The 21,786-nt window shown below is 65.6% G+C and carries 19 protein-coding genes; 12 read left to right on the top strand and 7 right to left on the bottom strand.

Features of this window, described 5'->3' with window-relative positions; translation table 11 throughout:
- Nucleotides 1–6: 6 nt before the first annotated feature.
- From MLB1_RS00630 to dctA, 4 genes are read right to left on the bottom strand one after another with little or no spacing between them, the layout of a single operon-like run.
- Nucleotides 7–357 carry a barstar family protein gene (locus tag MLB1_RS00630; RefSeq protein ID WP_219602506.1) on the bottom strand — a complete coding sequence of 117 codons (351 nt, stop codon included), beginning with the start codon at nucleotides 355–357 and terminating at the stop codon, nucleotides 7–9.
- Complete coding sequence (gene alc, locus MLB1_RS00625; protein WP_180747832.1) at nucleotides 354–1,370, bottom strand: allantoicase; 1,017 nt, start codon at nucleotides 1,368–1,370, stop codon at nucleotides 354–356. Before alc ends, MLB1_RS00630 begins: the two co-directional genes overlap by 4 nt.
- On the bottom strand, nucleotides 1,367–2,656 hold the full coding sequence (locus MLB1_RS00620) for an aldolase/citrate lyase family protein (protein WP_180747831.1): 1,290 nt from the start codon (nucleotides 2,654–2,656) through the stop codon (nucleotides 1,367–1,369). The genes alc and MLB1_RS00620 overlap by 4 nt, the downstream gene beginning before the upstream one ends.
- Nucleotides 2,657–2,681: 25 nt before the next feature.
- Nucleotides 2,682–4,043 (bottom strand): C4-dicarboxylate transporter DctA, encoded by a 1,362-nt coding sequence (dctA, locus tag MLB1_RS00615; RefSeq protein WP_180747830.1) that lies wholly within the window; start codon nucleotides 4,041–4,043, stop codon nucleotides 2,682–2,684.
- 93 nt (nucleotides 4,044–4,136) lie between these two features.
- Between dctA and MLB1_RS00610 the strand changes: the two genes are divergently transcribed.
- Entirely contained in the window at nucleotides 4,137–4,712 is a 576-nt protein-coding gene (locus MLB1_RS00610; RefSeq protein WP_180747829.1) for an NTP transferase domain-containing protein, read from the top strand.
- Here MLB1_RS00610 and MLB1_RS00605 read toward each other — a convergent pair.
- Nucleotides 4,700–6,220 (bottom strand): NCS1 family nucleobase:cation symporter-1, encoded by a 1,521-nt coding sequence (locus tag MLB1_RS00605; RefSeq protein WP_180747828.1) that lies wholly within the window; start codon nucleotides 6,218–6,220, stop codon nucleotides 4,700–4,702. The genes MLB1_RS00610 and MLB1_RS00605 overlap by 13 nt on opposite strands.
- 186 nt (nucleotides 6,221–6,406) lie before the next feature.
- Here MLB1_RS00605 and puuE point away from each other — a divergent pair, with 186 nt between their 5' ends.
- Entirely contained in the window at nucleotides 6,407–7,333 is a 927-nt protein-coding gene (gene puuE / locus MLB1_RS00600) for an allantoinase PuuE (RefSeq protein WP_180749603.1), read from the top strand.
- Here the strand turns inward: puuE and MLB1_RS00595 are convergent.
- Nucleotides 7,288–8,028 carry an aspartate/glutamate racemase family protein gene (locus tag MLB1_RS00595; RefSeq protein WP_180747827.1) on the bottom strand — a complete coding sequence of 247 codons (741 nt, stop codon included), beginning with the start codon at nucleotides 8,026–8,028 and terminating at the stop codon, nucleotides 7,288–7,290. The genes puuE and MLB1_RS00595 overlap by 46 nt on opposite strands.
- Nucleotides 8,029–8,184: 156 nt before the next feature.
- Here MLB1_RS00595 and MLB1_RS00590 point away from each other — a divergent pair, with 156 nt between their 5' ends.
- The 5 genes from MLB1_RS00590 (at nucleotide 8,185) to pucL (ending at nucleotide 12,742) form a co-directional block, all read left to right on the top strand.
- On the top strand, nucleotides 8,185–8,904 hold the full coding sequence (locus MLB1_RS00590) for a GntR family transcriptional regulator (protein ID WP_180747826.1): 720 nt from the start codon (nucleotides 8,185–8,187) through the stop codon (nucleotides 8,902–8,904).
- Between the two features lie 113 nt (nucleotides 8,905–9,017).
- Nucleotides 9,018–10,970, top strand: a complete 1,953-nt coding sequence (locus MLB1_RS00585; RefSeq protein ID WP_180747825.1) for a solute carrier family 23 protein — start codon at nucleotides 9,018–9,020, stop codon at nucleotides 10,968–10,970.
- Complete coding sequence (gene uraD, locus MLB1_RS00580) at nucleotides 10,957–11,499, top strand: 2-oxo-4-hydroxy-4-carboxy-5-ureidoimidazoline decarboxylase (protein WP_180747824.1); 543 nt, start codon at nucleotides 10,957–10,959, stop codon at nucleotides 11,497–11,499. The genes MLB1_RS00585 and uraD overlap by 14 nt, the downstream gene beginning before the upstream one ends.
- Nucleotides 11,496–11,819, top strand: a complete 324-nt coding sequence (uraH, locus tag MLB1_RS00575) for a hydroxyisourate hydrolase (RefSeq protein WP_180747823.1) — start codon at nucleotides 11,496–11,498, stop codon at nucleotides 11,817–11,819. The genes uraD and uraH overlap by 4 nt, the downstream gene beginning before the upstream one ends.
- 14 nt (nucleotides 11,820–11,833) lie before the next feature.
- The gene (gene pucL, locus MLB1_RS00570; protein ID WP_180747822.1) at nucleotides 11,834–12,742 is read left to right on the top strand and encodes a factor-independent urate hydroxylase; all 909 of its coding nucleotides are present in this window, start codon (nucleotides 11,834–11,836) and stop codon (nucleotides 12,740–12,742) included.
- Here the strand turns inward: pucL and MLB1_RS00565 are convergent.
- Nucleotides 12,739–14,148, bottom strand: coding sequence for an amidohydrolase family protein (locus MLB1_RS00565; protein ID WP_180747821.1), 1,410 nt, complete (start codon nucleotides 14,146–14,148; stop codon nucleotides 12,739–12,741). The genes pucL and MLB1_RS00565 overlap by 4 nt on opposite strands.
- A 62-nt stretch (nucleotides 14,149–14,210) precedes the next feature.
- On the opposite strand from MLB1_RS00565, the gene MLB1_RS00560 reads away from it, so the two are divergent.
- From MLB1_RS00560 to MLB1_RS00540, 5 genes are all read left to right on the top strand, one after another.
- Nucleotides 14,211–15,581, top strand: a complete 1,371-nt coding sequence (locus MLB1_RS00560; protein ID WP_180747820.1) for an 8-oxoguanine deaminase — start codon at nucleotides 14,211–14,213, stop codon at nucleotides 15,579–15,581.
- The gene (locus tag MLB1_RS00555) at nucleotides 15,581–16,393 is read left to right on the top strand and encodes an FAD binding domain-containing protein (RefSeq protein WP_180747819.1); all 813 of its coding nucleotides are present in this window, start codon (nucleotides 15,581–15,583) and stop codon (nucleotides 16,391–16,393) included. Before MLB1_RS00560 ends, MLB1_RS00555 begins: the two co-directional genes overlap by 1 nt.
- The gene (locus tag MLB1_RS00550) at nucleotides 16,390–19,098 is read left to right on the top strand and encodes a molybdopterin cofactor-binding domain-containing protein (RefSeq protein ID WP_180747818.1); all 2,709 of its coding nucleotides are present in this window, start codon (nucleotides 16,390–16,392) and stop codon (nucleotides 19,096–19,098) included. The genes MLB1_RS00555 and MLB1_RS00550 overlap by 4 nt, the downstream gene beginning before the upstream one ends.
- Complete coding sequence (locus tag MLB1_RS00545; protein WP_180747817.1) at nucleotides 19,095–20,168, top strand: XdhC/CoxI family protein; 1,074 nt, start codon at nucleotides 19,095–19,097, stop codon at nucleotides 20,166–20,168. The genes MLB1_RS00550 and MLB1_RS00545 overlap by 4 nt, the downstream gene beginning before the upstream one ends.
- Before the next feature lie 124 nt (nucleotides 20,169–20,292).
- Nucleotides 20,293–21,714 carry an FAD-binding oxidoreductase gene (locus MLB1_RS00540; RefSeq protein WP_180747816.1) on the top strand — a complete coding sequence of 474 codons (1,422 nt, stop codon included), beginning with the start codon at nucleotides 20,293–20,295 and terminating at the stop codon, nucleotides 21,712–21,714.
- Nucleotides 21,715–21,786: the final 72 nt, after the last annotated feature.

Below are 21,786 nucleotides of genomic sequence, written 5' to 3'. Positions count from 1 at the left end.
TGACCGTCAGAGATGAGGCCGCTGGCGAGACTCGCTGAGAACCAGATCGATGACCGGTTTCTGGGCGTTCCACAGTGCGCGCTGGTTGACGAACTCCACCGCGGAGATCAGCAGGCGAATCACGTCCTCCGGGCGGGAAGCCAGATTGGTGACATGCAGGTGTAGGCAATCGGCGGGTGAGTCGAGGGTAAAGGCGCTCATCCCGTCGTCGGGATATCGCAGGCTTGACCAGCAGTCGATCAGGGCAGCGAAATTGCGGCCATAGAAATCGGGAAACCCGAAGGTCTCTTTCAAGAGTTCGTGCAGTTGACCGGTGGTTCGGGTGTCCGTCAGGTCAATGGATATCTGCTTGTTCAACGGTTTTCGGCCGAGGCTCGCCCTGCTGCGGTCAGTGCGCCGAAGAGGCGCAAGCGTGACAATCCGCCGTCCGGGTAGATGTCCAGGCGCACGTCGGTGACGGGTTCGCCGCCCCCCAACAGGAAACGGTGCCGGGTGTCGGGTTGCAGCGGGGTATGTGGCAAGAGCGGAACCCAGTTGCCCTGGGCGGTCAGGCCCTGCAGCCCCGCCGCACCGGGGCTGTTACCCACGAAATACGAGGTATCGATCTCGGCCAGGTGGAGCACCCCCTCACCGGCGAGCCGCACCTGCACCCAGTCGTTGGCGCCATCGCGGCGGCGGGCGGTCTCCCATCCGTCGCCCATCACCCGGGCGACGCCGGGAAACAGCAGGTTCTGCGGTGAGCTGTAGAACCTGTTGGAGCAGTCGGTGACCAGGCCACCGTTCTCGATAGCGGCCAGGTCGAACGGCCCGGCATCGAGCAAGCGCAGGTCGGGACGGCCGTGGCCGTGTACACGCAATCGTGCGACACCGCCGTCGGGGTACATCGTCAGCCGTACGTGTGTCCACCGCTGCGGCGATTGGACATCGAACACGTTGCGGGTGTCGCCGTAGGCCTTCGTGCGCTCGACGACGCTGTGCCAGGTGGTGTCGCGGGCGATATCGGCCGCAGCCGGGTATCCGTCGATCTCCGCCGCGTCGACCGAGATTTCCGGAGGGTAGTTGCCCTTGAACCATGCGGTATCGACGACGACACCCGCGATCACACCGGGCACGCCCAGCCTCACGATCGCGGAGTCATGGCCGGGGGCACCGTCCGGGTCGCGCCGGCGCCGCGTCTCCCATCCGTCGTACACCTGCCCCTTGTGCCCGAATGTCGCGGGCCGATAGTCGGCAGGCCCGGGCTTGATCAGGTTCTCCTTCTCGGCGAACAGGTCGTCGTTGGCCCAGATCACCGCGCCGCCCAGGGGTCGCAGCGCCAAGTCGGGCAGCATCGTGAAATCGGGCAGCCCTGCAGATGTGTTGCCGGTCATCGCTGGTCGGTTCCTCCTGTGACGCTGTCTGTCGAGGTGCGCTGCACGAGTTGGTCCAGTACCGCCCGGTCGCATCCCGGGACCACCGCCGTCACTTCATCCTCGGAGTAGGCGCCGCAGTCCAGACCACGCAGTATTCCGGCTGCCAGTGCCTGCGCCGTCGCGGGCTCGTCGACTACGGCGCCCCCTTGCCGCCGGAGGTAGGCGTCGATGCGCGGCCCGGCCACTGCCAGAGCCCGCTGGTGGAATCCGTACGTGGCCAGCCAGCGCGTGATCAAATGCCCCGGATGCATGTCCCAGCCTTGCCAGTAACCGCGCTCGAGGGCGCGGGTGACCAGCCGGTGGTGCCTGGCGATTGCGGCGGCCTGCTGTTCTTCGGAACCCTCGGGCATCACCTGGGTTGAGCCGTCACAGACCCATACGCCGGTCTGTGCGGCGGCCGCCAGCATGACGGCCTTGGCGTGGTCGGCCACCGGATGTTCCAGCGATTGGTGTTCGGCCGCGATCCCGCAAGCCGCGCTGTAGTCGTAGGTTCCGTAATGCAGCGCCACCAGGCGCCCTTGCGCCATGTGGATGGCCTTGGCCAGGGTCGCTGCACCATCGGCACCCAACACTGCCTGTGGGCTTTCGATCTGCAGCTCGAAACGCAGTGAGCCGCAGGGCAGTCCATGCACTCGCTCCAGCTCGTCGAACAGCCGCAGGGCGGCCTCGGCCTGAGCCAGCGCCCGGAATTTGGGAACCGTCGTCACGAATCCCGGCGGCACCCCCGATGCACCGTCCAGGACCAGCTCCAGGGTGCGCACGCTTCGCCGCAGGTGCAGCGAGGTGAGCCCCTTGATCCGGATTCCCAACGCCCGGGGCGGGTTCGCCCCCGCCGACAGCGCCCGCAAGGTCCGGCCCGCCTTACGGGCGTCGGCGTCTTCGGTGCTGTCCTCGCGCCAGCCGTAGCCGTCCTCAAAATCCAGCCGCAGGTCTTGTACGGGAGCGGTGCCCAGCCGTTCTCTGACGCGGGGGAGGACGCCCTGCGGGTCCAGTTCCGCGAGTGTTTCCGCGTGAAGCTCGGCGAGTTCCAGCGCGGAGGCTCCCCACTGGGCGGGCGTTCGGCTATCGGCCAGTGCCGCACTGGCATAGACGGTGTGGATGGGCTGTGGTTCGCTGCGGACATCCGGATAGCGGGACGCCAGATCCGCATCGGCGGCCGCCAGGAGCGCGGCGATCGGCGCGAGCCAGCCGGGACCACCGGCATCGGATGGGCGCGATGGGGATGCCGATGACACGAGTCCCATGCTTGCAGACTTGTGACGGCAGTGCTTAGTGGTGCGGGGCAGCAGGGTCCTCGTGGGGCTCGGCGACCACCTCGTCACCGGCGAGGACCTTGCGCATGCGCTCCTTGTCGAGCTGGCCTTCCCAATTGGCCACCACCAGCGTCGCCACGCAATTGCCCAGCAGGTTCACCGAGACCCGCATCGAGTCCATGATCCGGTCGGCCCCCAGCAGCAAGGCCACCGCGGCCACCGGGATGGCGCCGTGACCTATCGCCGCCACGGTCGCCGAGAGCGCCAGGAACGACGAACCCGGCACGCCCGCCATGCCTTTGGAGGTCAGCATCAGCACCAGCACGGCGGTGATCTGTTCGCCGATACTGAGGTTGACTCCCAGCGCCTGTGCGAGGAACAGCACACAGATGGACAGGTACAGGGTGGCCCCATCGAGGTTGAACGAATACCCGGTGGGGATTACCAGTCCCGTCGTCGTCTTGGAGCACCCGGCGTGATTCAGCTTGGTCATGATGCGCGGCAGCACCACTTCGGTGGATGCGGTGCCGAGAGCCAGGAACAACTCGTCCTTGATGTAGAGGATGAACTTCCAGAGGTTCACCCCCGCGAAAATCCTGGCGACCGCCGCCAGGACGCCGATGAACAGCAGCGCGGCCAGGTAGCAGGCCGCGATGAGCTTGCCGTAGCTGCTCAGTGCGCCGATCCCATACTGGCCCACGATGTAGGCCATCGCCCCGAAGGCGCCCAGCGGTGCCAGCCGCATGATCCATCCGATGATGGTGAAGAAGAGGTGGCTGAGATGGTCGATGAACTCCAGTACCACCGGGGGGCCCGATTCCCCGAACTTGGCCAGCGCCAGCCCGAACAGCACTGCGAAGAACAGCACCTGCAGCAGTGCGTTCTCGGCGAAGGCCGAGACGATGGAGGACGGGATGATGCCGAGTAGGAACTCGACGGTGTGTGGTAGCTCCCCGTTGTTGGTCTTCTTCGCAATGGCATCGGCCCCGGACGCCATGGTGCCCGCATCAATGTGGAAACCCGCCCCCGGCTTGGTCAGGTTCCCCACGAGCAGGCCGAACAGCAGCGCGAAGGTGGTGACCGCCTCGAAGTAGACGAGGGCCTTGATACCGATCCGGCCGACGGACTTGAGATCTCCGACGTGGGCGATGCCGAGCACCACCGTGCAGAAGATGATCGGGGCGATCAACATTTTGATCAGCTTGATGAAGCCATCGGCCAGCGGGCGTAGGTCGGCCCCGAACTCCGGCCATTGCCAGCCGATCACGACGCCCGCGACGATCGCGACGAGGAGCTGGAAGAACAACGACCGGTACCAGGGTGGTTTGTTCGCCAAGCGCACCATCTCGCTGGCGGGTATCTCGATCGCGGCTGACATGTGCGAGACCGTAACGACGGTCTGTTTATCGCATGTGAACGCAGGATTCAGCCCGTATTACGCCGGGCGTGGTCATGGGGTTCGATAGGGACCATGGCTGCCGCAGAACCCGACCTCGCGACCGATATCGTCGTCGGCGTGGTGCTGGCGGCAGGTGCCGGGAGCCGCTACGGAACACCTAAGATCCTCGCCGAACAGGGGCGCTGGCTGGAGCTGGCGGTGACGGCACTTGACGGCGGTGGCTGCGGCGAGATCTACGTGACGCAGGGTGCGGCGCACACCGAGATACCCTTTCCAGCAAGGGGAATCGACGTCCTCCGCTGGCAGGACGGCATATCGGAATCGGTGCGTTCGGTGTTGGGCCGGCTGCAGCCGAGAACGGATGTGGCGGGAGTTCTCGTCCACTTGGTGGACCTGCCGACCGTGGGGCCAGAGGCAGTGCGGATGGTGTTGCAGGCCGCCGGACGGCGGCGCTCGGTATTGGCCCGCGCCACGTTCGCGGGCCGACCCGGGCATCCGGTGTATATCGGCTATGAACATTTCGAGCCCGTGCTGGCGGCGCTCGACGGTGACCGGGGAGCCGGGCCATACCTGGCGGGCCGCACCGATGTCATTGCGGTGCCGTGCGATGACCTCTGTGACGGCGTCGACCGGGACTATCGGCCGTAGATCAGGTACGCCGGTAGGTGCCGCATGCCGAGCAGGTAGACCCCGAACCCAATCCCGGCGCCGATGAACCAGGTGAAGCTCGCCAGGTAGGCGCTGCCCCAAACCACTGTCGCGATGGCGGTAAGCGCCCCGGCGACGGTCGCGGCCACCGCGACCGGGTTGATGCCGCCGCGGTAGTAGTACGCGCCCGACGGAGAGAGGGTGAATAGGTCGTCGACCTCGATGGTGCGGTTACGCACGAGATAGAAGTCGGCGATGAGGACTCCGAAGAGAGGGCCGATTACCGCGCCGAGCGTGTCGAGTGTGTAGTGGATCGTGTCCGGGTTGTTGTAGAGATTCCAGGGCGTGATGAGGATCGAGCCGACCGCCGCGATCATCCCGCCGGCTCGCCAGCTGATCCGGGTCGGGGACAGGTTGGAGAAATCGAAAGCGGGCGAGACGAAATTCGCCACGATGTTGATCCCGATGGTGGCGATCGCGAAGGTGAGAACACCCAGTACGGCCGCAGTGGTGTTGTCGATCTTGTCCACGATCAGCACCGGGTCGGTGATGATGGCGCCGTCCTCGCCGCGGCCGATGACCGTTGCCCCTGCCGACACCGTGCACACCGCCAACACCGCGAAGAACAGGAAGTTCACCGGCAATCCCAGGAAGTTGCCGCGCTTGACCTCCTCGAAGCTGCCCCCATACCGCGAGAAATCGCCGAAGTTGAGCATGGGCCCCGAGAAGTAGGAGACCACCAGTGCTATCGCACTCAGCACTGTCGCCACGGCGGCGAACCCGGTTTTCGGCGGACCCGACGCCAGGCCGAAATGCACGTTCTGCCAGCCGGCCGCGACGACGAGATAGAGCGCAAGTGCCACCATCACCGCGTACACCGCGGGCCCACAGAAGTCGATGAACTTACGAATCGCCTCCATGCCGTTCCAGAAGACGGCGGCCTGCAGCACCCACATCAGCAGGAAGCCACCCCAGCCGAGTAACGATAGACCGAGAAAGCCGTACTCGTCGGCATCGCCATAGCGTCCCAGGGCGGGCTGGAACTTCACCGCCAGGAGTACGAATGCCGTTGAAGCCAAATAGGTTTGGATGCCGTACCAGGCGACGGCGATGAGGCCCCGGATCAGAGCGGGAAGATTGGCACCCCGCACACCGAAGGCAATCCGTGCGGTCACCGGGTACGGCACGCCGGCCTGCTGGGAAGGTCGTGACACCAGATTGCACAGCCAGTACACCGCCACAATGCCGATCGTCAGTGCCGACAGCACCTGCCATGCCGAAATACCCAGCGCAAAAAGGCTTCCCGCGAAGACGTAACCGCCCACGCTGTGCACATCGGACATCCAGAACGCGAAGAAGTTGTAGCTGGTCCAGTCCTGCTTGCGTAACGGGGCCAAGTCGCCATTGGTCAGTGCGGGGTCGTACCCGGGCTTGATCACACTGTCGCCGGCGGCGCTGTGCCCGGTGACAGCAGGTGCGATGGCATCGGCCGCGAGTACACCGGTCACGAGAACCTCCAGGAATAGCGGCAAGGAGTAATGACGCCGGTGATAAACGAAGCTAAGCGGCCGGTGTTGCCGTCGTGTTGCGCGAAGACAATATTTTCGGCGTGCGTCTGCGGCGAAGACGGTGCTGCGGCTTATGATCGCGTCACGATGGCTCAGAACGAGGCTGAACCGGCGGCACCCCGCGACATGGTGGGCTACGGGCGCACGCCGCCGCATCCGCGCTGGCCCGACGACTCGCGGATCGCGGTGCAGTTCGTGCTTAATTACGAAGAGGGCGCAGAGAACAACATCCTCGACGGGTCGGCCGCCTCGGAGACATTTCTGTCGGAGATCGTGCCGGCAGAGCCGTTCCCCAACCGGCACATGAGCATGGAGTCTCTGTACGAGTACGGTTCGCGTGCCGGGTTGTGGCGCGTGTTGCGGGTATTCGAGCGCCGCGGACTGCCGCTGACCGTCTTCGCAGTGGCGCGGGCATTGCAGCGCAACCCGGAGGCGGTAGCGGCCTTCGGTGAGCTCGGGCACGAGATCGCTTGCCATGGGCTGCGATGGCAGTCCTACCAGCTGGTCTCCCCGGATGTCGAGCGTGCGCATATGGCGCAGGCCGTTGAGATCCTGCGCGGCCTCACGGGTGTGGCTCCCGTGGGCTGGTACACCGGCCGTGATTCCCCGCAGACCCGACAGCTGGTGGCGGAGCATGGGGGATTCGCCTACGACTCCGACTCCTACGCCGACGACCTGCCGTACTGGGTCAGGGTGCCTGTCAGTGGGAATGTGGTCGACCATTTGGTGGTGCCATACGCCCTGGACACCAACGACATGCGGTTCGCCTCGCCGGCCGGATTCCCCAGTGGGGAACAGTTTTTCACCCACCTTCGTGATGCATTCGACTGCCTGTACGCCGAGGGCGAGGCGGGCAGCCCGAAGATGCTGTCAGTGGGCCTGCACTGCCGGCTGGTAGGCCGTCCGGCCCGGACGGTCGCTCTCGAACGGTTCCTGGATCATGTGCAATCCCACGAGCGGGTGTGGATTGCCAAGCGCATCGACATCGCCGAGCATTGGCGTCGGGTTTACCCCGCAGGTACCGATCCGAACGAATCCAGCAGCCCGGCATAGGGTTTGATCGGCGGTGTGGCGAACTCGCCCCGCCCCGATTTACTCAGGCCCATCGATACCAATGACTGCACCAGGTTCACCGCGGCGGCCACACCATCGATCACCGGCAGTCCGATCTCGGCCGAAATGTCTTGGCACAGACCTGCCATTCCCGCGCAGCCGAGCACGATGACATCGCTGCCGTCCTGCTGCGCGGCGCGGCGGCAGTGCTCGATCAGGATGTCCTTAGTGCGGGGGTTTTGCTCCAGGTCCAGTACCGCGATCTCGCAGGCGTGCACCCCGCGGCAGAAACGCGACATCCCGTACCGTTCGGCTAAGTCCCAGGCGCGCCCGGCCGTCCGTGCCAGCGTGGTCACCACGCTGAACCCTCTGCCGAGATGGCTTGCCATGTGCATAGCGGCCTCGGCGATACCGAGCACTGGGCCGGTGGCCAGCTCTCTGGCGGCGTCGAGGCCGGGGTCGCCGAAGCAGGCGAGCACATACCCGTCGGTGCCTTCGGATTCCGCGCGGCGGATCTCGGCCAGCACACCGGGCACGCTCAATGCCTCGTCGTAGTGGCTCTCGATGGATACCGGTCCCATCCCCGGATTGACGGCCGTCACGCTGGTTCCCGGCCAGGCCGCCGATTCCGCCACCGTCCCGATGGCCTTCGTCATGGCCTCGGTGGTGTTGGGGTTGATCACGCGTATCCGCATGGCCGACAGGGTACGTCGGCGTGGGGTGCTGGGCATCGTGTTGTCCGCGCAACGCGCTGCCATGAAACGTTCGCGTTAACTATGTGTCTCCATCGATGGCGGCGGGGCACGACCACTGACAGGATCGGGGTTTCGGCAGACGGTTATGGAGGGTGAATGCCACGCACATTCCGGTACCGCAGGCTGATCAACGAGCTGCGCACCAACAGGTCCGGGCACGACCAGCTGAGTGTGCTCGACGGGTTGCGGCGCGCGATCCTCGACGGTGCGGCTCCGCCGGGTTCGATGATCCCCATCAGCGAAGTGGCTGACACTTACCAGATCAGCCCCATACCGGTACGGGAAGCGCTCAAGACCCTTGTCGCCGAAGGGCTTGTCGGCCACCGGGCCAACGGGGGCTACCGCGTAGCTCAACTCACTCTGCCGGAGCTGCGTGAGATCTATTTCACCCGAGGTGTTCTGGAGCGTGCCGCGCTCACCCAGGCGGTTGCGCTGGCGACCACCGAAGATCTGGACCGTGCCCTGGCCGAACATGAGCTGCTGCAGCGGGCAACCGTCGAGGGTGATGCGCGTGCATTTCATCTGCATTCCCGGCATTTTCATCGTGCATTGGTGACTCCCTGCGGTATGCACCGCCTGTTGCACATGTTCGAGGCCACGTGGAACTTGACCGAGCCGTTCCAGGTAATGCGGACGGTGTCCGAGTCGGCGCAACTGCAACTGCATGCCGATCATGAGGCGATGATCACAGCGGTGGCAAGGCGCGATGTCGGGGCCCTGTTGGCTGTCGCGGCCACTCACCACGACCGTTTGGAATCGGTAATCGTCGCTGCCGCAGGGCAATTGGATGTGATCGCCGAAACGCAGCCAGGGTGACCCGTCGAGCAAAATATAGACACTCGGCAACCTGGCCGCAACACACCCGATCTAGCGTCGCTTCGGCGGCCGGCGGATATGCACGGGTGCACTGAGACCAGGGAGGTTCCGCGATGAGGAGAGTCCATCCCGTCGACGAGGTGCCCTCCGCGGGCAAGCTCGTCACGCTGGGCGTGCAACATGTGATCGCGTTCTACGCCGGTGCGGTACTGGTGCCGCTGCTCATTGCGCGCGCCATCGACCTGGACGCCGAGGCGCTGACCATGTTGATTACCGCCGACCTGTTCACCTGCGGTATCGCCTCGATCCTGCAGTCGGTGGGCTTCTGGAAGATCGGTGTGCAGCTGCCGCTGCTGCAGGGGGTCACCTTCGCCACCCTCGCCCCGGTGATCAAGATTGCCAACGACCACGGCGGTGGCAGGGTGGGGCTGCTGACCGTCTACGGCGCGGTCATTGCCGCGGGTGCGTTCACCTTTCTCATCGCGCCATTCTTCGCTCGCCTGATCCGTTTTTTCCCGCCGATCGTGACGGGTTCGGTGATCACCATCATCGGGGTATCGCTGCTGCCGGTGGGTATTGGCGACGCCGTCCGCAACCCGCACAGCTCGGTGTCCGCGCACGATCCCGGCAACGGGCGCTGGCTCATGTACGCGGTGGGCACCATCGTGCTGATCGTGTTGATGCAGAGATTCTTCCGAGGTTTCTGGGGCACCATCGCCGTCCTGCTCGGGCTGGTCACCGGTACCGCCATCGCCTGGCTGGCCGGGGACACCGATTTTGCCCGCGTCGGCGAGGCGGGCTGGATCGGGTTCACCTCGCCGTTCGCGTTCGGGGCCCCGCGCTTCGATGTCATCGCCGTGGTGTCCCTGATCGTGGTGCTGATGGTGACCGCCGTCGAATCCACCGGCGCGGTCTTCGCCACCGCCGAGATCGTCGGGAAGCGGGTGCGCGGGGCGGATATCGCCGCCACGGTGCGGGCCGACGGCATCGCCACCATGATCGGTGGCACCTTCAACTCCTTCCCGTATACAGCGTTCTCGGAGAATGTCGGGCTGGTGCGTCTCACCGGGGTCAAGAGCCGCTGGGTGGTGGCGGCCGCCGGATTGATCATGATGGTGCTGGGCGTGCTGCCCAAGACCGCCAAGGTGGTGGAGGCCATCCCGGCGCCGGTACTGGGTGGGGCCGCGATGACGTTGTTCGCGACGGTGGCCGTGGTGGGCATCCAGACACTGGGCAAGGTCGACTTCAACGACCATCGCAATCTGATCATCGCCAGCACATCCCTGGCCATGGGGATGTACGTGCAGTTCTCCCAGTCCTCGGGTCCGTCGACCGTTCTGGACCACGGACGCGGTATCGCGGTCCCGGCGCTCCCGGGGATCGACCAGGCCGTACCGGGGCTGCTGCAGATCCCCTTCAGCACCGGCATCACGATGGGGGCCATCACCGCGATCGTCCTGAACCTGCTGTTCTTCCACACCGGCAGCCGCGGTGTGGCGGTGGCCGGAGGAGGCTCGATCCGGCTTACGCAGGTCAATGAGATGACGCTCGAGGAGTTCCGCGAGACCTTCGGCGGGCTGGTCCAGGACGTGCACTGGGTCGCCGACCGCGCTTACCGGCAGCGGCCGTTCGCCGACACACACGATCTGCGCAGTGCCTTCCAGGAGGCGATGCTGACCGGCAGCGACGAGGAGCAGCTCGAACTCATCAGATCGTTCCCCGATCTGGGCGCCGAGGACGAAGCTGGAGAGATGGCGGCCGTGGACCACACCATCCTGCAGACCCTTGACGAGGGCGAGCTGAACAACGTGGTGAGCCTGGCCACCGCCTACCGCGAGCATTTCGGCTTTCCGCTGGTGGTCTGTGCGCGCGAGACCGAACGCTACGAGCGGCTGCTGCGCAACGGCTGGAGCCGCATGGAGAATTCCGCGACCAGTGAACGGTCCTTTGCCCTTATCGAGATCGCGAAGATCGCGAACTACCGTTTCGACGACCTGGTGGCCGACGCCAACCCCATCACGGCGGCCCGTTTCGGGCGCTACGAGGATTTCCATGCGACGCGTTGACTGGCGGGGAATCGAGAGCTTCAACGAGCTCAGCGATAACCAGGCGATCCATTGGCTTTACGAATGCTGCACGTCGCGGATATGGGCTATCCGGGTGGCTGCGGGGCGGCCCTTCCGAGATGAGCAGGCGCTGTACAGCCGGGCAGACCTGATACTCGCTGAGCTCACCGAGACCGACCTGGACGAGGCGCTCGACGGGCATCCGAGGATCGGGGAGCGGTCCGATAGTGCGGCATCCCGCCGTGAACAGTCCGGTGTGGCCGGCGCAGATGCCGCGGTGCTGGCCCGGCTCAAGGACGGTAATGCCGAATACGAGAAGCGCTTCGGCTATGTGTACCTGGTGTTCGCCAATGGCCGGCCCGCCGGGGAGCTACTGGCGATCCTGGAGGAACGGCTCAAGAACGATCCGCAGAACGAGCGCCGCGTCATGAGAATGGAGCTGGGCAAGATCAACCGCAGCCGCTTGGAACGGATGCTGGGTCCTGCCGGTCAGCATGGCGACGATTTCGAGACGGAAGGCGATTCATGACCGGATTGAGTACCCACGTGCTGGACGCGGTGTCCGGGCGCCCGGCCCGGGGTGTGCAGGTGACGCTGCTGGACGCCGTGGATGCGCAACTGGCCAGCGGTGCAACCGATTCAGACGGCAGGATCAGCGATCTTGCCGAGGCGATCCTGCCCGCCGGGCGCTACCGGCTGGTCTTCGACACCGGAACGTGGTTCAGCGATCACGAGATCGACGCGTTCTACCCAGAGGTGGTCATCAGTTTCGAGGCAGACGGGCAGGGTCACCTGCACGTACCGCTGCTGCTAAGTCCCTACGCCTACTCGACCTACCGCGGCAGCTGAGAAAGGAAGCATCAATGGGAATCGTCCTCGGAGGCAACCAGTACGGCAAGGCCGAGAACCGGGTGGTCCGGATCTACCGCGACACCCCCCGCCACGAGATCAAGGATCTGAACGTCGGCAGCGCACTGCGCGGGGATTTTGCCGCTGCCTACACCGATGGCGACCAGCGCAAGGTGCTGCCGACCGACAGCCAGAAGCAGACCATCTACGCGTATGCCAAGGAGAAGGGCATCACCACCATCGAACAGTACGGCCTGGACCTGGCGTACCACTTCGTGGACGAGTACGAGCCGGTAACCGGTGCGCGCATCGAGATCGACGAATATGCCTGGGAGAGGGTCGTTATCGACGGGCGCGAGCACGACCACAGCTGGGTCCGCAAGGGCCAGGAGGTGCGCACCGCGGAGATCACCGTCGACGGTGTGGGAGCGCAGCAGCGGACCTGGGTGATCGGCGGCCTGAAGGACCTCATCGTGCTGAAGTCGACGGGATCGGAGTTCCGCGATTTCCTGAAGGACAAGTACACGGTGCTGCAGCCGACCACCGACCGGGTGATGGCCACCTCACTGGTCGCCAAGTGGCGTTTCGTCGGGACTGAGATCGACTGGGATCAGACCTATCTCGGGGTAAAGGCGATCATTCTGGAACGGTTCGCCACCGTGCACTCGCTGGCACTGCAGCAGACGCTGTACGAGATCGGCAAGGCGATCCTGCAGGCCTACCCGACGATCGCCGAGATCCGGCTCTCGGCGCCCAACAAGCACCACTTCCTCTACGACCTGTCACCGTTCGGGTTGGACAATCCCAATGAGGTATTCCATGCCGATGACCGCCCGTACGGACTGATCCAGGCCACCGTCGCCCGTGACGATGCTCCCGATGCCGGGCAGGCCTGGACCCCCCACCTGGCCTGGCTGGGCTAGCGGTTGCCGTCGAGGTACCCGGTGATATCCCGTCCACGTACCAGCACGGAACTGATGGCCGGTTCGCGCAGCCCCATCAGCAGGCCGAACAGTGTCTGCTCGGTGGCCAAGTGTTCATCATCGGACCGGATGGCATGGGAGAGGTTGTCGGCCAAGGGCTCCCACCGCGCCGGGTCGATCACCAGGAAGTCGGCGTCCTTGCCTGCGTCCAGGTTGCCGAACGTGCCCTCCCGGTCCAGTGCCCGAGCCCCGGCGAGGGTGGCGGTGAACAGCAGCTCGGCCGGGTGCAGCGATACCGCGGCCGGGTCTGGTTCGGACATGTGGACCTTGAAGCAGTCGTTCAGCACGCGGGCCAACAACCATTCGTCACCGCCACCCACATCGGAGCCGAGCGCGACGTTGACCCCGCTGGCGATGGTCCGGCGCCACGGCATGGTGCCGGAGCCCAGAAACAACTGGGAGGTGGGGCAGTGCGCGATGGAGCTGCCCGTCTCGGCCATCCGGGCCAGCTCCTTGTCCTGGCAGTGGACGGCGTGCGCCAGGATGCTCCTGCGCCCCAACAAGGTTGAGCCGCCCCGGCGGGAGCCGGGCAGGAAATGACCGTCATAGGTATCCAGATAGTTCCTGACGCCGTAGGCGGCCAGGGTGGCATCGACCTCTCCGGTACCCGGGCGGGCGTTCTCGTTGAGGTGGGAATGGAAGTAGACGCCGTCGGCGCGCACCCCGTCGTAGAGCTCACCGAGTGCCGCAAGGGTGTCGGTGTTCACCGACAGCGAGAACCTCGGCACCAACGCGACATCGGTGAGCCAGTGGCCGTGCCAGCTCTCGATTTCTCTGGCGCACAGTTCGATTGCGCGTTCTGTCGAGGTGAGCAGCGGTGCGGCACTCTGCGGGCCCACGGTCTGCACGCCGCGCCCGCTGACTATCCGCAGGCCCGCGGCTCGGGTGGCCGCAAACAACGCGTCCTGGGCCTCCGGGAACGCCGAACCCATCACCATCGCTGCGGTGGTGCCGGCGGCGATGCGGCGTCGACAGAACGCGGCGGCCGCGCGCTGCGCCAGTGCGGGGTCGGCCAATCGCGCCTCGGCCGGGAAGATGCAGTGTTCGAGCCATTCCAGCAGCTGGCCGCCGCCATACGAATCGGTGCAATACGTCTGCGGGAAGTGCATATGCGTGTCCACGAAACCGGGCAGCAGGAAACCGGAGCGGTGGTCGCGTACGGGCCACCCGGTATATGTCTGGGGCAGTTGCGTATAGGGGCCGCAGTACGCGATCACTCCGTCGGCCCCGACCGCCAGCGCGCCATCGGGGACCGACTGCAGATGCGCGACCGCATCCGCCACGTCAGGGGAGCCCGTGATGTGGAAGATGTGCCCGCGGTAGACGGCAGCGGCAATCGGGTGCATCGCACCATAGTGCACACCGCATGTCACCGCCGCAGCACTAGGTGCGGCGGCGAGGCCCTGCAATGAGCCCAATCACATTGATCGAGAACGTATTCGCGGCGACCGTCGATCTTGAGCGCCGGGAGATCGACAGTGCGACCGTAGTCATCGACGGCAGCAGGATCGCTGCGGTGCTACTCGCCGGGGAACAGAACCCATGGCGGACACTGCCCGATGTCGAACGTGTGGACGGCCGTGGCTGCCTGCTCACGCCGGGCCTGGTCAACACCCACCATCATCTGTACCAGTGGATCACCCGCGGGCTGGCTGCCGATCACACTCTCTTTGAGTGGCTCACCGCCCTGTACCCGGTGTGGGAGGGTATCGACGCCGACAGCGTGCACGTGGCGGCGCAGGGCGCGCTGAGCTGGCTGGCCCTGTCGGGATGCACCACGACTACCGATCACCACTACGTATTCCCCTCGCGGGCAGGGGATCTGCTGGAGGCAGAGATCGAGGCGGCGCGGGAGGTGGGGCTGCGGTTCGACCCGACTCGGGGCTCGATGGACCTCGGGCAGTCGGCAGGCGGGCTGCCTCCCGACAGCCTGGTGGAGTCGATTGACACCGCGCTGGAAGCCACCGTCGCGGCCATCGCACGCTGGCATGACCCCGCGCCCGGGTCTATGTTGCGCATCGGTGTGGCGCCGTGCTCACCCTTCTCGGTGACCGCGGAGCTGCTGCGCCAGTCGGCGCTGCTGGCCCGTGAGCACGGTGTGCGGCTACACACGCACCTGGCCGAGACCGTGGACGAAACCGATTACTGTGCTGCGCACTTTGGTTGCAGCCCCCTCGAATACATGGAAGAGCTGGGCTGGCTTGGAGCCGACGTGTGGTTCGCGCACGGTATTCACTTCGATGATGCGGCCATCGCTCGGCTGGCGTCGACGGGCACCGGTATCGCGCACTGCCCGACCTCCAACGGGCGCCTGGGCGCCGGTATCGCGCGGACCCGCGAGCTGGTTGCGGCCGGGGTGCCGGTGGGTCTGGGGGTGGATGGTGCGGCCTCCAATGAGTCGGGGCGGCTGCTGGAGGAGGCGCACCAGGCGTTGCTGCTGGCCCGTGCGACCGGCGGTCCCATGGCATTGAGCACCCGCACCGCACTCGAGCTGGCGACGTTGGGGGGAGCACGACTGCTGGGCCGGGACGGTGAGATTGGCTCGATAGAGTTTGGTAAGTGCGCGGACCTGGTGCTGTGGAACATGAGCACGCTGGGGCACAGCGGGATCGAGGACCCGGTGGCCGCTCTGGTGCTGGGTGAGGTGCCGCCCGTCAAATGTTCGTGGGTGGGCGGCAGACGGGTCGTCAGTGACGGGGAGATGTTGACGGTCGACACCGACCGGATCGCGGCCGCTGTGCAGGCGGCGCATCATGGATTGATGAGCAGGGTGCGCTGATGGATCTGCACACCATCGACTCGGTGATGGTTCCCCAGGACCGTTCTGACCTGCGTGGCCTCGGGGAGCAGGACGGCCTGCTGGCCGGTGGTACCTGGCTGATGAGCCAGCCGCAGCCCGGGTTGCGGCGCTTAGTGGACCTCGCCGGAATGCGGTGGCCGGATCTCGTGGTCGATTCGGCCGGCTTGCAGGTGGCTGCGACCTGCAGTATCGAACGGCTCATTAACGCTTCGTATCCGCCTGACTGGCGTGCCACCGACCTTTTCGGGCAGTGTGCGCGTGCGCTGTTGGCCTCATTCAAGATCTGGCGTGCCGCGACGGTCGGCGGCAATATCTGCCTGGGCCTGCCCGCGGGGGCGATGATCTCCCTGTGCGCGGCTCTAGATGCCGAACTGCTGATCTGGCGCCGCGACGGATCCGACGAGCGTTGCACCGTAACGGAATTCGTGACCGGTATCAACAAGACAGTGCTTGATTCCGGTGATGTGCTGCGCGCCATATTTTTTCCCGCCGCCGCGCTTGTACAGCCGACCGCACTGCGCAAGATCGCCTACTCCGCGCTGGGCCGCTCCGGCGCCCTGGTCACCGGTCGCCTCGACGGACACGACATCGTGCTCGGGGTCTCCGCCGGGACACGCAGGCCGATTGTGCTGAGGCTCCCCGCCAAACCAGAACGTGTGTTCCAGGCTGCGGCGGCCATTCCAGGCCAGGAGTTCCACACCGATGCGCACGGCACTGCCGACTGGCGCCGCGCGGTGACCGCGCAGCTGGCGCGGGAGGTCGCGGAGGAGCTGACGGGAGGACGCCCGTGAAAGTCAACGGCCAGATCATCGACGCCAGCCCGCGGCCCGGGCAGTGCCTGCGCACCTTCCTGCGTGAGCACGGGCACACCGAGGTCAAGAAGGGTTGTGACGCCGGGGATTGCGGCGCGTGCACGGTGCTGGTGGACGGAGCCTCCCAGCATTCGTGCATTGTGCCGGCCCACCGCGTCACCGATGCCGAGATCCGCACCGTCCGCGGCATGGGTGACGAGCACGACCTGCATTCCATGCAGCGCTGTTTCATCAGCCATGCCGGGTTTCAATGCGGATTCTGTACTGCCGGAATGGTGTTGACGGCGGCAACTCTCACCGAGGGTCAGCTGGACGACCTGGGGGACGCGTTGAAGGGCAATCTCTGCCGCTGCACCGGCTACCGGCCCATCAGAGAGGCCATCCGCGGTGCTGCTGCGCCGCAGGACTCCGTCAGTGCTCCCGCCGCCGCACGGGTCGTTACCGGCACCGAGCCGTACACCATGGACCAGTTGCCCGCTGGTGTGGGACATATTGCGGTACTGGGAAGCCCGCACCCGTCGGCCCGCATCACCCGGATTGATACTGAAAAGGCCCGCGCCCTGCCGGGGGTGCGTGCGGTGCTGTACTACCGCGATGACCCAGGGGTGCCGTTCTCCACCGCTCGACATCACGAGCGTGCCGACGACCCCGATGACACCCTGGTTTTCGATCGCATCCTGCGGTTCACGGGGCAACGGGTTGCGGCGGTGGTGGCCGACTCGCCTACTGATGCGCAGCGGGCACTGGATTCTATCGACGTCGAATATGAGTTGCTGCCAGCGGTATTCGACCCCGAACTGGCGCAGCGGTCGGGAACGCACCTTGTGCATGGCGACAAGGGGATCGGCGCCAGGATCGCCGATCCCGCGCGCAATCTCGTCGCTGAGGTGCACGGTGAGGTCGGGAGTGTCGCTGAGGCCGTGGCGCGGGCCGGGGAATCCGGTGCGGTGGTCAGCGGCAGCTGGCAGACCGCCCGCGTGCAGCATGTCCACCTAGAGACACATGGTTCGGTGGGCTGGCAGGACGAGCGCGGGCGCTATGTCCTGCGCACCAGCAGCCAGGTCCCGTTCTTGGTGCGCGATGAGCTCTGCCATATCTTCGGCCTTGCGCGCGAACAGGTCCGGGTGTTCGCGCCGAGGGTCGGTGGCGGGTTCGGCGCCAAACAGGAGATGCTCACCGAGGACCTGGTACTGATGGCGGTCCGCGCGACCGGGGCACCCGCCGTCTACGAGTTCAGCCGCACCGATCAATTCACCATCGCACCGTGCCGGCATCCTATGCGGGTGAATGTCACCGCGGCGGCCGACCCTGACGGGGTTCTGACCGCTCTCGCGGTTGACGTGCTCTCCGATGCAGGGGCCTACGGCAATCACAGTGTCGGTGTCATGTTTCACGGATGCAACGAGTCGATGGCCCAATACCGTTGTGCCAATAAGAGAGTCGATGCACAGGCGGTATACACCAATAACATCCCGTCCGGTGCGTTCCGCGGCTACGGGCTGGGGCAGGTGCTGTTCGGTATCGAATCGGCCCTCGACGAGCTGGCACGCGAGCTCGGTATCGACCCGTTCGAGTTCCGCCGCCGCAACGTCATTGTCCCGGGTGATCTTTTTGTCAGCTGGGAGGTCGAAGAGGACGACCTCGAATTCGGTAGCTACGGGCTGGACCAGTGCCTTGACCTCGCCCAGAATGCGTTGACCCAGGGGGCGACCGACCCGGCACGTGACGGTTCGGCGCTACCTGCTGGCTGGAAGATGGGCGAGGGCATGGCCATCGCGATGATCGCGACCGTTCCGCCGCGTGGGCACGTGGCCGATGCGCGCGCCGAGCTGGACGAGCGGGGCCGCTACCGGATCGCTGTGGGTTCGGCCGAATTCGGCAACGGCACCACCACGGTGCACGCCCAGCTCGCGGCGGCCGTGTTGGGCTGTACGCCGGGCCAGATCGACGTCCACCAGGCCGACACCGACGAGGTGGGGCACGACACCGGGGCATTCGGCTCGGCCGGCACCACCGTCGCCGGATTGGCCGTGCAGCAGGCAGCAGAGCGGCTGCGGGAGAAGATCGTCCGATTCGCCGCGGCCAAGCTGGTGGCACCGGATTCCCTGTGCGTGCTGGGCCCGCACGGGGTGCAGATCGGCACGGAGCTGCTGGAGCTTGCCGATATCGCACGCTTGGCACCACAGCCACTGTCGGCGATGGGGCGCCACGAGGGCACACCGCGGTCGGTCGCCTTCAATGTGCAGGCATTCCGGGTCGGTGTGCACCCGGATACCGGCACCGTGCGCATCCTGCAATCGGTGCAATCCGTCGATGCTGGGGTGGTCATCAATCCGCAGCAGTGCCGCGGGCAGGTGGAAGGCGGTGTCGCACAGGCCATCGGCTCAGCGCTCTACGAAGAGATCCTGGTGCAGGACGGCGTCGTCAGCACGGCGACCCTGCGCAACTACCACATTCCGCAGCTGGTGGACCTGCCCGATACCGAGGTCTATTTCGCGGACACCTACGACACGCTCGGGCCGTTCGGTGCCAAGTCCATGAGCGAGTCCCCGTACAACCCGGTGGCACCCGCGCTGGCCAACGCCATCAGAGATGCCGTCGGCGTGCGGATGCACCGCTTGCCGATGAACGCGGCGCGCGTGTGGTGGGCCGTCAAAGAATCCGGGGGAGGGGAGCCTTCGTGAAAGACATACTCGGTGATCTGGTGAGGCGGCTTGAGGGCGGTGGCGCCGTCGCGCTCGCACGCGTGGTGGAGGTCAGTGGTGCTGCCCCGCGTGAGCCCGGTGCGGCGATGGTCGTGACGGCCGATGGGCGGGTAATCGGGTCACTGTCCGGCGGGTGCGTGGAGGCAGCGGTCATCGAGACCGCGCGCGAGGTCCTGGAGACCGGGGTATGTGTGGGCGAGCGGTTCGGCATCGACGACGGAATCGCACCGGGACTCACCTGCGGGGGCGAGATCGAGATCGTCACCGAATACGTTGGCGCCAAGAGGCTGCCGTTGTTACGCCAGCTGCGCGCCTTGGTTGAGGCGGGGGAACCGGTGGCATTGGTGACCACCCTGTCGGGTGTCTCCGATTGGGCACTGCTGCAGCCGGGCGAGCCGGGGCCGTGGCCGCAGATCGATGGCGATATCGCCGCGCTGGTGCGGTCGGGGCGCAGTGCGGTGGCGGGGGCCGATCGCTGCGAGCCCGATCAATCCGCCCTGCCGCGGGTGTTCGTACAGGCGTTCGCTGCGCCGCCCCGGATGATTCTGGCGGGGGCCAATGCATTCGTGCGGGCGTTGAGCCGCACCGGAAGTCAGCTCGGTTACCGGGTGACGGTGGTGGATGCCCGTGAGGTGTTCGCGACGCCGGCGCAGTTCCCGCATGCGGACGAGGTGGTGGTCGATTGGCCGCACCGGTACCTGCGCGCTGAGGCGGAAGCAGAGCGTATCGACGGGCGCACCGTCGTGTGTGTGTTGACTCATGACCCGAAATTCGATGTGCCGATGCTGGCGGCGTCTCTCGCCGTGGTGCCGCTCGCGTTTGTTGGTGCGCTGGGCTCGCGGCGGACGCATCTGGACCGGGTGGCGCGGCTGCGAGAGCAAGGCGTGACCGACGCCCAACTGCGGCGGCTGCGCAGCCCGCTCGGCCTGGACCTGAACGCCCGGACGCCCGAGGAGACCGCGATATCCATTGCGGCACAGATCATTGCCGAGACTTCAGGAGGCTCCGGGCGCGCGCTGAGCGACACCGACGGACCGATCCACCGGTAGTTGGGAGCGGCAGACCGAACGGGACGCGTCACAAGACGAAGTTGTTGGGTTTTGTCGTGTGTGGGCTGACGGCCTGTCATACTCGTTGTTATCCATATGGTTTCAGCCCCGGTGAGGGGGTCCGATGCGAGCAGCTCGTGCGCTACGGCGTGTTACTCGATCTGACCGTGAGTTCCAGGCGTTATCTGGCGGATGGAATCGGCGATTTCACGCGAATCCTCTGGAGATCGTGTTTCCGGCCGACGCTGACGAGGTGGCTGTGGCTCTGCTGGATGCGCAAGAGCGGGGGGTACCGTTTCGAATCCGCTCGGGTGGGCACTCAGTAGACGGCTTCTCAGGGGTCGACGACGGGATCATCATTGACCTCGGAGATCTGAATACTGTTGACGTCAGCGCTGATCGTGCGCAGGCCAGAGTGGGGGCCGGCGCGCATCTGCACGATGTCTATGAGGTGCTAGGTGAGATCGACCGGGTGGTACCGGGCGGGGTTGGTCACTCGGTTGGTATGGGAGGGTTGATCACCGGCGGGGGACTGGGCGGCCTGACTCGTTGGCTGGGGGCGCTGGCGCACAACGTGCTCTGCTTCGATCTGGTCGATGCGCAAGGACAGATCCACAATGTGACGCCGGATAGTCACCCGGACTTGTATTGGGCCTGTCTTGGTGCCGGTGGAGGCAATTTCGGCATCATCACCGCCTTCACGTTGCGGACGACGCCCCTATCTGCGGCTGTCTGGTATCGGTTGTCGTGGCCGTGGAGTCAGTTCGAGCACGTTTATGAGGCGTGGCAGCAGTGGGCTCCGGCCGCCGATAGTCGCCTGACGCCGCTGCTGGTGATGTGGCCGACAACGACAGCCAATCGCATCGATGTAGCCGGCATCTTTCCGGGCACCTCTGAACAACTCGAAGACTTGTTAGATCCCCTACTCAAGGCGGTGCCGTCGCCGAGCGAAAAGCAAACAACGCCAACCACATTCGTTGCCGCCATGGCGGCTCTTCTACAGAAGATTGGCGGTGAGTCCTTCGACGTCGACACACGGGCCGCGACCGCATCGCCGTTCTTTGACCAACCACTCGACCGGAACCTCATGGGAATACTTCGTGATTGGCATACCAAAGCGCCAGGTAACTCGTTTGTTTGGTGTCTTCCCGGTGGCGGAGAACTTACAGCCGCCGCTGACCGGGGAACCCAATCGTTCTCCCACGGCCACATGCAGCAGCTGATGCTCATCCGATCGGACTGGAGCGACTTACGCGACGACGATGCCTGTATCTCATGGGTCAGCGGCCTTTACGATCTGGTACAGCCGTACGCCAGTGGTGCTTATCTCAACTGGACCAACACAGACACCGAATCGCGGCCGCACCGGCTATACCGCGACAGTTATGCCAGATTGGTTCAGATCAAGCACCGCCACGATCCGCACAGCATCTTCAGCTTCACGCACGCGATCCCGGCCTCGATATCTCGCGCACACGCCCGTCAGCTCCAACTACCAGACTCCACACTCACCGAGCTGTCCGACCGAGGCCTCCTGGTCGACTAAGAAGCGCCTCGCCGCAGACTGCTTTCGGCTGGACCGCGTCCGGCCAGTCAGGAGGAGCTGCCCTTATCGGTA

The organism is Mycobacteroides sp. LB1 (genome assembly GCF_013449725.1).
Taxonomy (GTDB): domain Bacteria; phylum Actinomycetota; class Actinomycetes; order Mycobacteriales; family Mycobacteriaceae; genus Mycobacterium.
Note: the sequence above shows the minus strand (reverse complement) of the source record. Positions and strands in the feature narration are given on the sequence as shown.

Excerpts from the sequence above, each read along its gene's own strand:
- alc (WP_180747832.1), bottom strand. The coding sequence starts at position 1,370 with ATGACCGGCAACACATCTGCAGGGCTGCCCGATTTCACGATGCTGCCC.
- MLB1_RS00620 (WP_180747831.1), bottom strand. The coding sequence starts at position 2,656 with ATGGGACTCGTGTCATCGGCATCCCCATCGCGCCCATCCGATGCCGGT.
- dctA (WP_180747830.1), bottom strand. The coding sequence starts at position 4,043 with ATGTCAGCCGCGATCGAGATACCCGCCAGCGAGATGGTGCGCTTGGCG.
- MLB1_RS00610 (WP_180747829.1), top strand. The coding sequence starts at position 4,137 with ATGGCTGCCGCAGAACCCGACCTCGCGACCGATATCGTCGTCGGCGTG.
- puuE (WP_180749603.1), top strand. The coding sequence starts at position 6,407 with ATGGTGGGCTACGGGCGCACGCCGCCGCATCCGCGCTGGCCCGACGAC.
- MLB1_RS00595 (WP_180747827.1), bottom strand. The coding sequence starts at position 8,028 with ATGCGGATACGCGTGATCAACCCCAACACCACCGAGGCCATGACGAAG.
- MLB1_RS00590 (WP_180747826.1), top strand. The coding sequence starts at position 8,185 with ATGCCACGCACATTCCGGTACCGCAGGCTGATCAACGAGCTGCGCACC.
- MLB1_RS00585 (WP_180747825.1), top strand. The coding sequence starts at position 9,018 with ATGAGGAGAGTCCATCCCGTCGACGAGGTGCCCTCCGCGGGCAAGCTC.
- uraD (WP_180747824.1), top strand. The coding sequence starts at position 10,957 with ATGCGACGCGTTGACTGGCGGGGAATCGAGAGCTTCAACGAGCTCAGC.
- uraH (WP_180747823.1), top strand. The coding sequence starts at position 11,496 with ATGACCGGATTGAGTACCCACGTGCTGGACGCGGTGTCCGGGCGCCCG.
- pucL (WP_180747822.1), top strand. The coding sequence starts at position 11,834 with ATGGGAATCGTCCTCGGAGGCAACCAGTACGGCAAGGCCGAGAACCGG.
- MLB1_RS00565 (WP_180747821.1), bottom strand. The coding sequence starts at position 14,148 with ATGCACCCGATTGCCGCTGCCGTCTACCGCGGGCACATCTTCCACATC.
- MLB1_RS00560 (WP_180747820.1), top strand. The coding sequence starts at position 14,211 with ATGAGCCCAATCACATTGATCGAGAACGTATTCGCGGCGACCGTCGAT.
- MLB1_RS00555 (WP_180747819.1), top strand. The coding sequence starts at position 15,581 with ATGGATCTGCACACCATCGACTCGGTGATGGTTCCCCAGGACCGTTCT.
- MLB1_RS00540 (WP_180747816.1), top strand. The coding sequence starts at position 20,293 with ATGCGAGCAGCTCGTGCGCTACGGCGTGTTACTCGATCTGACCGTGAG.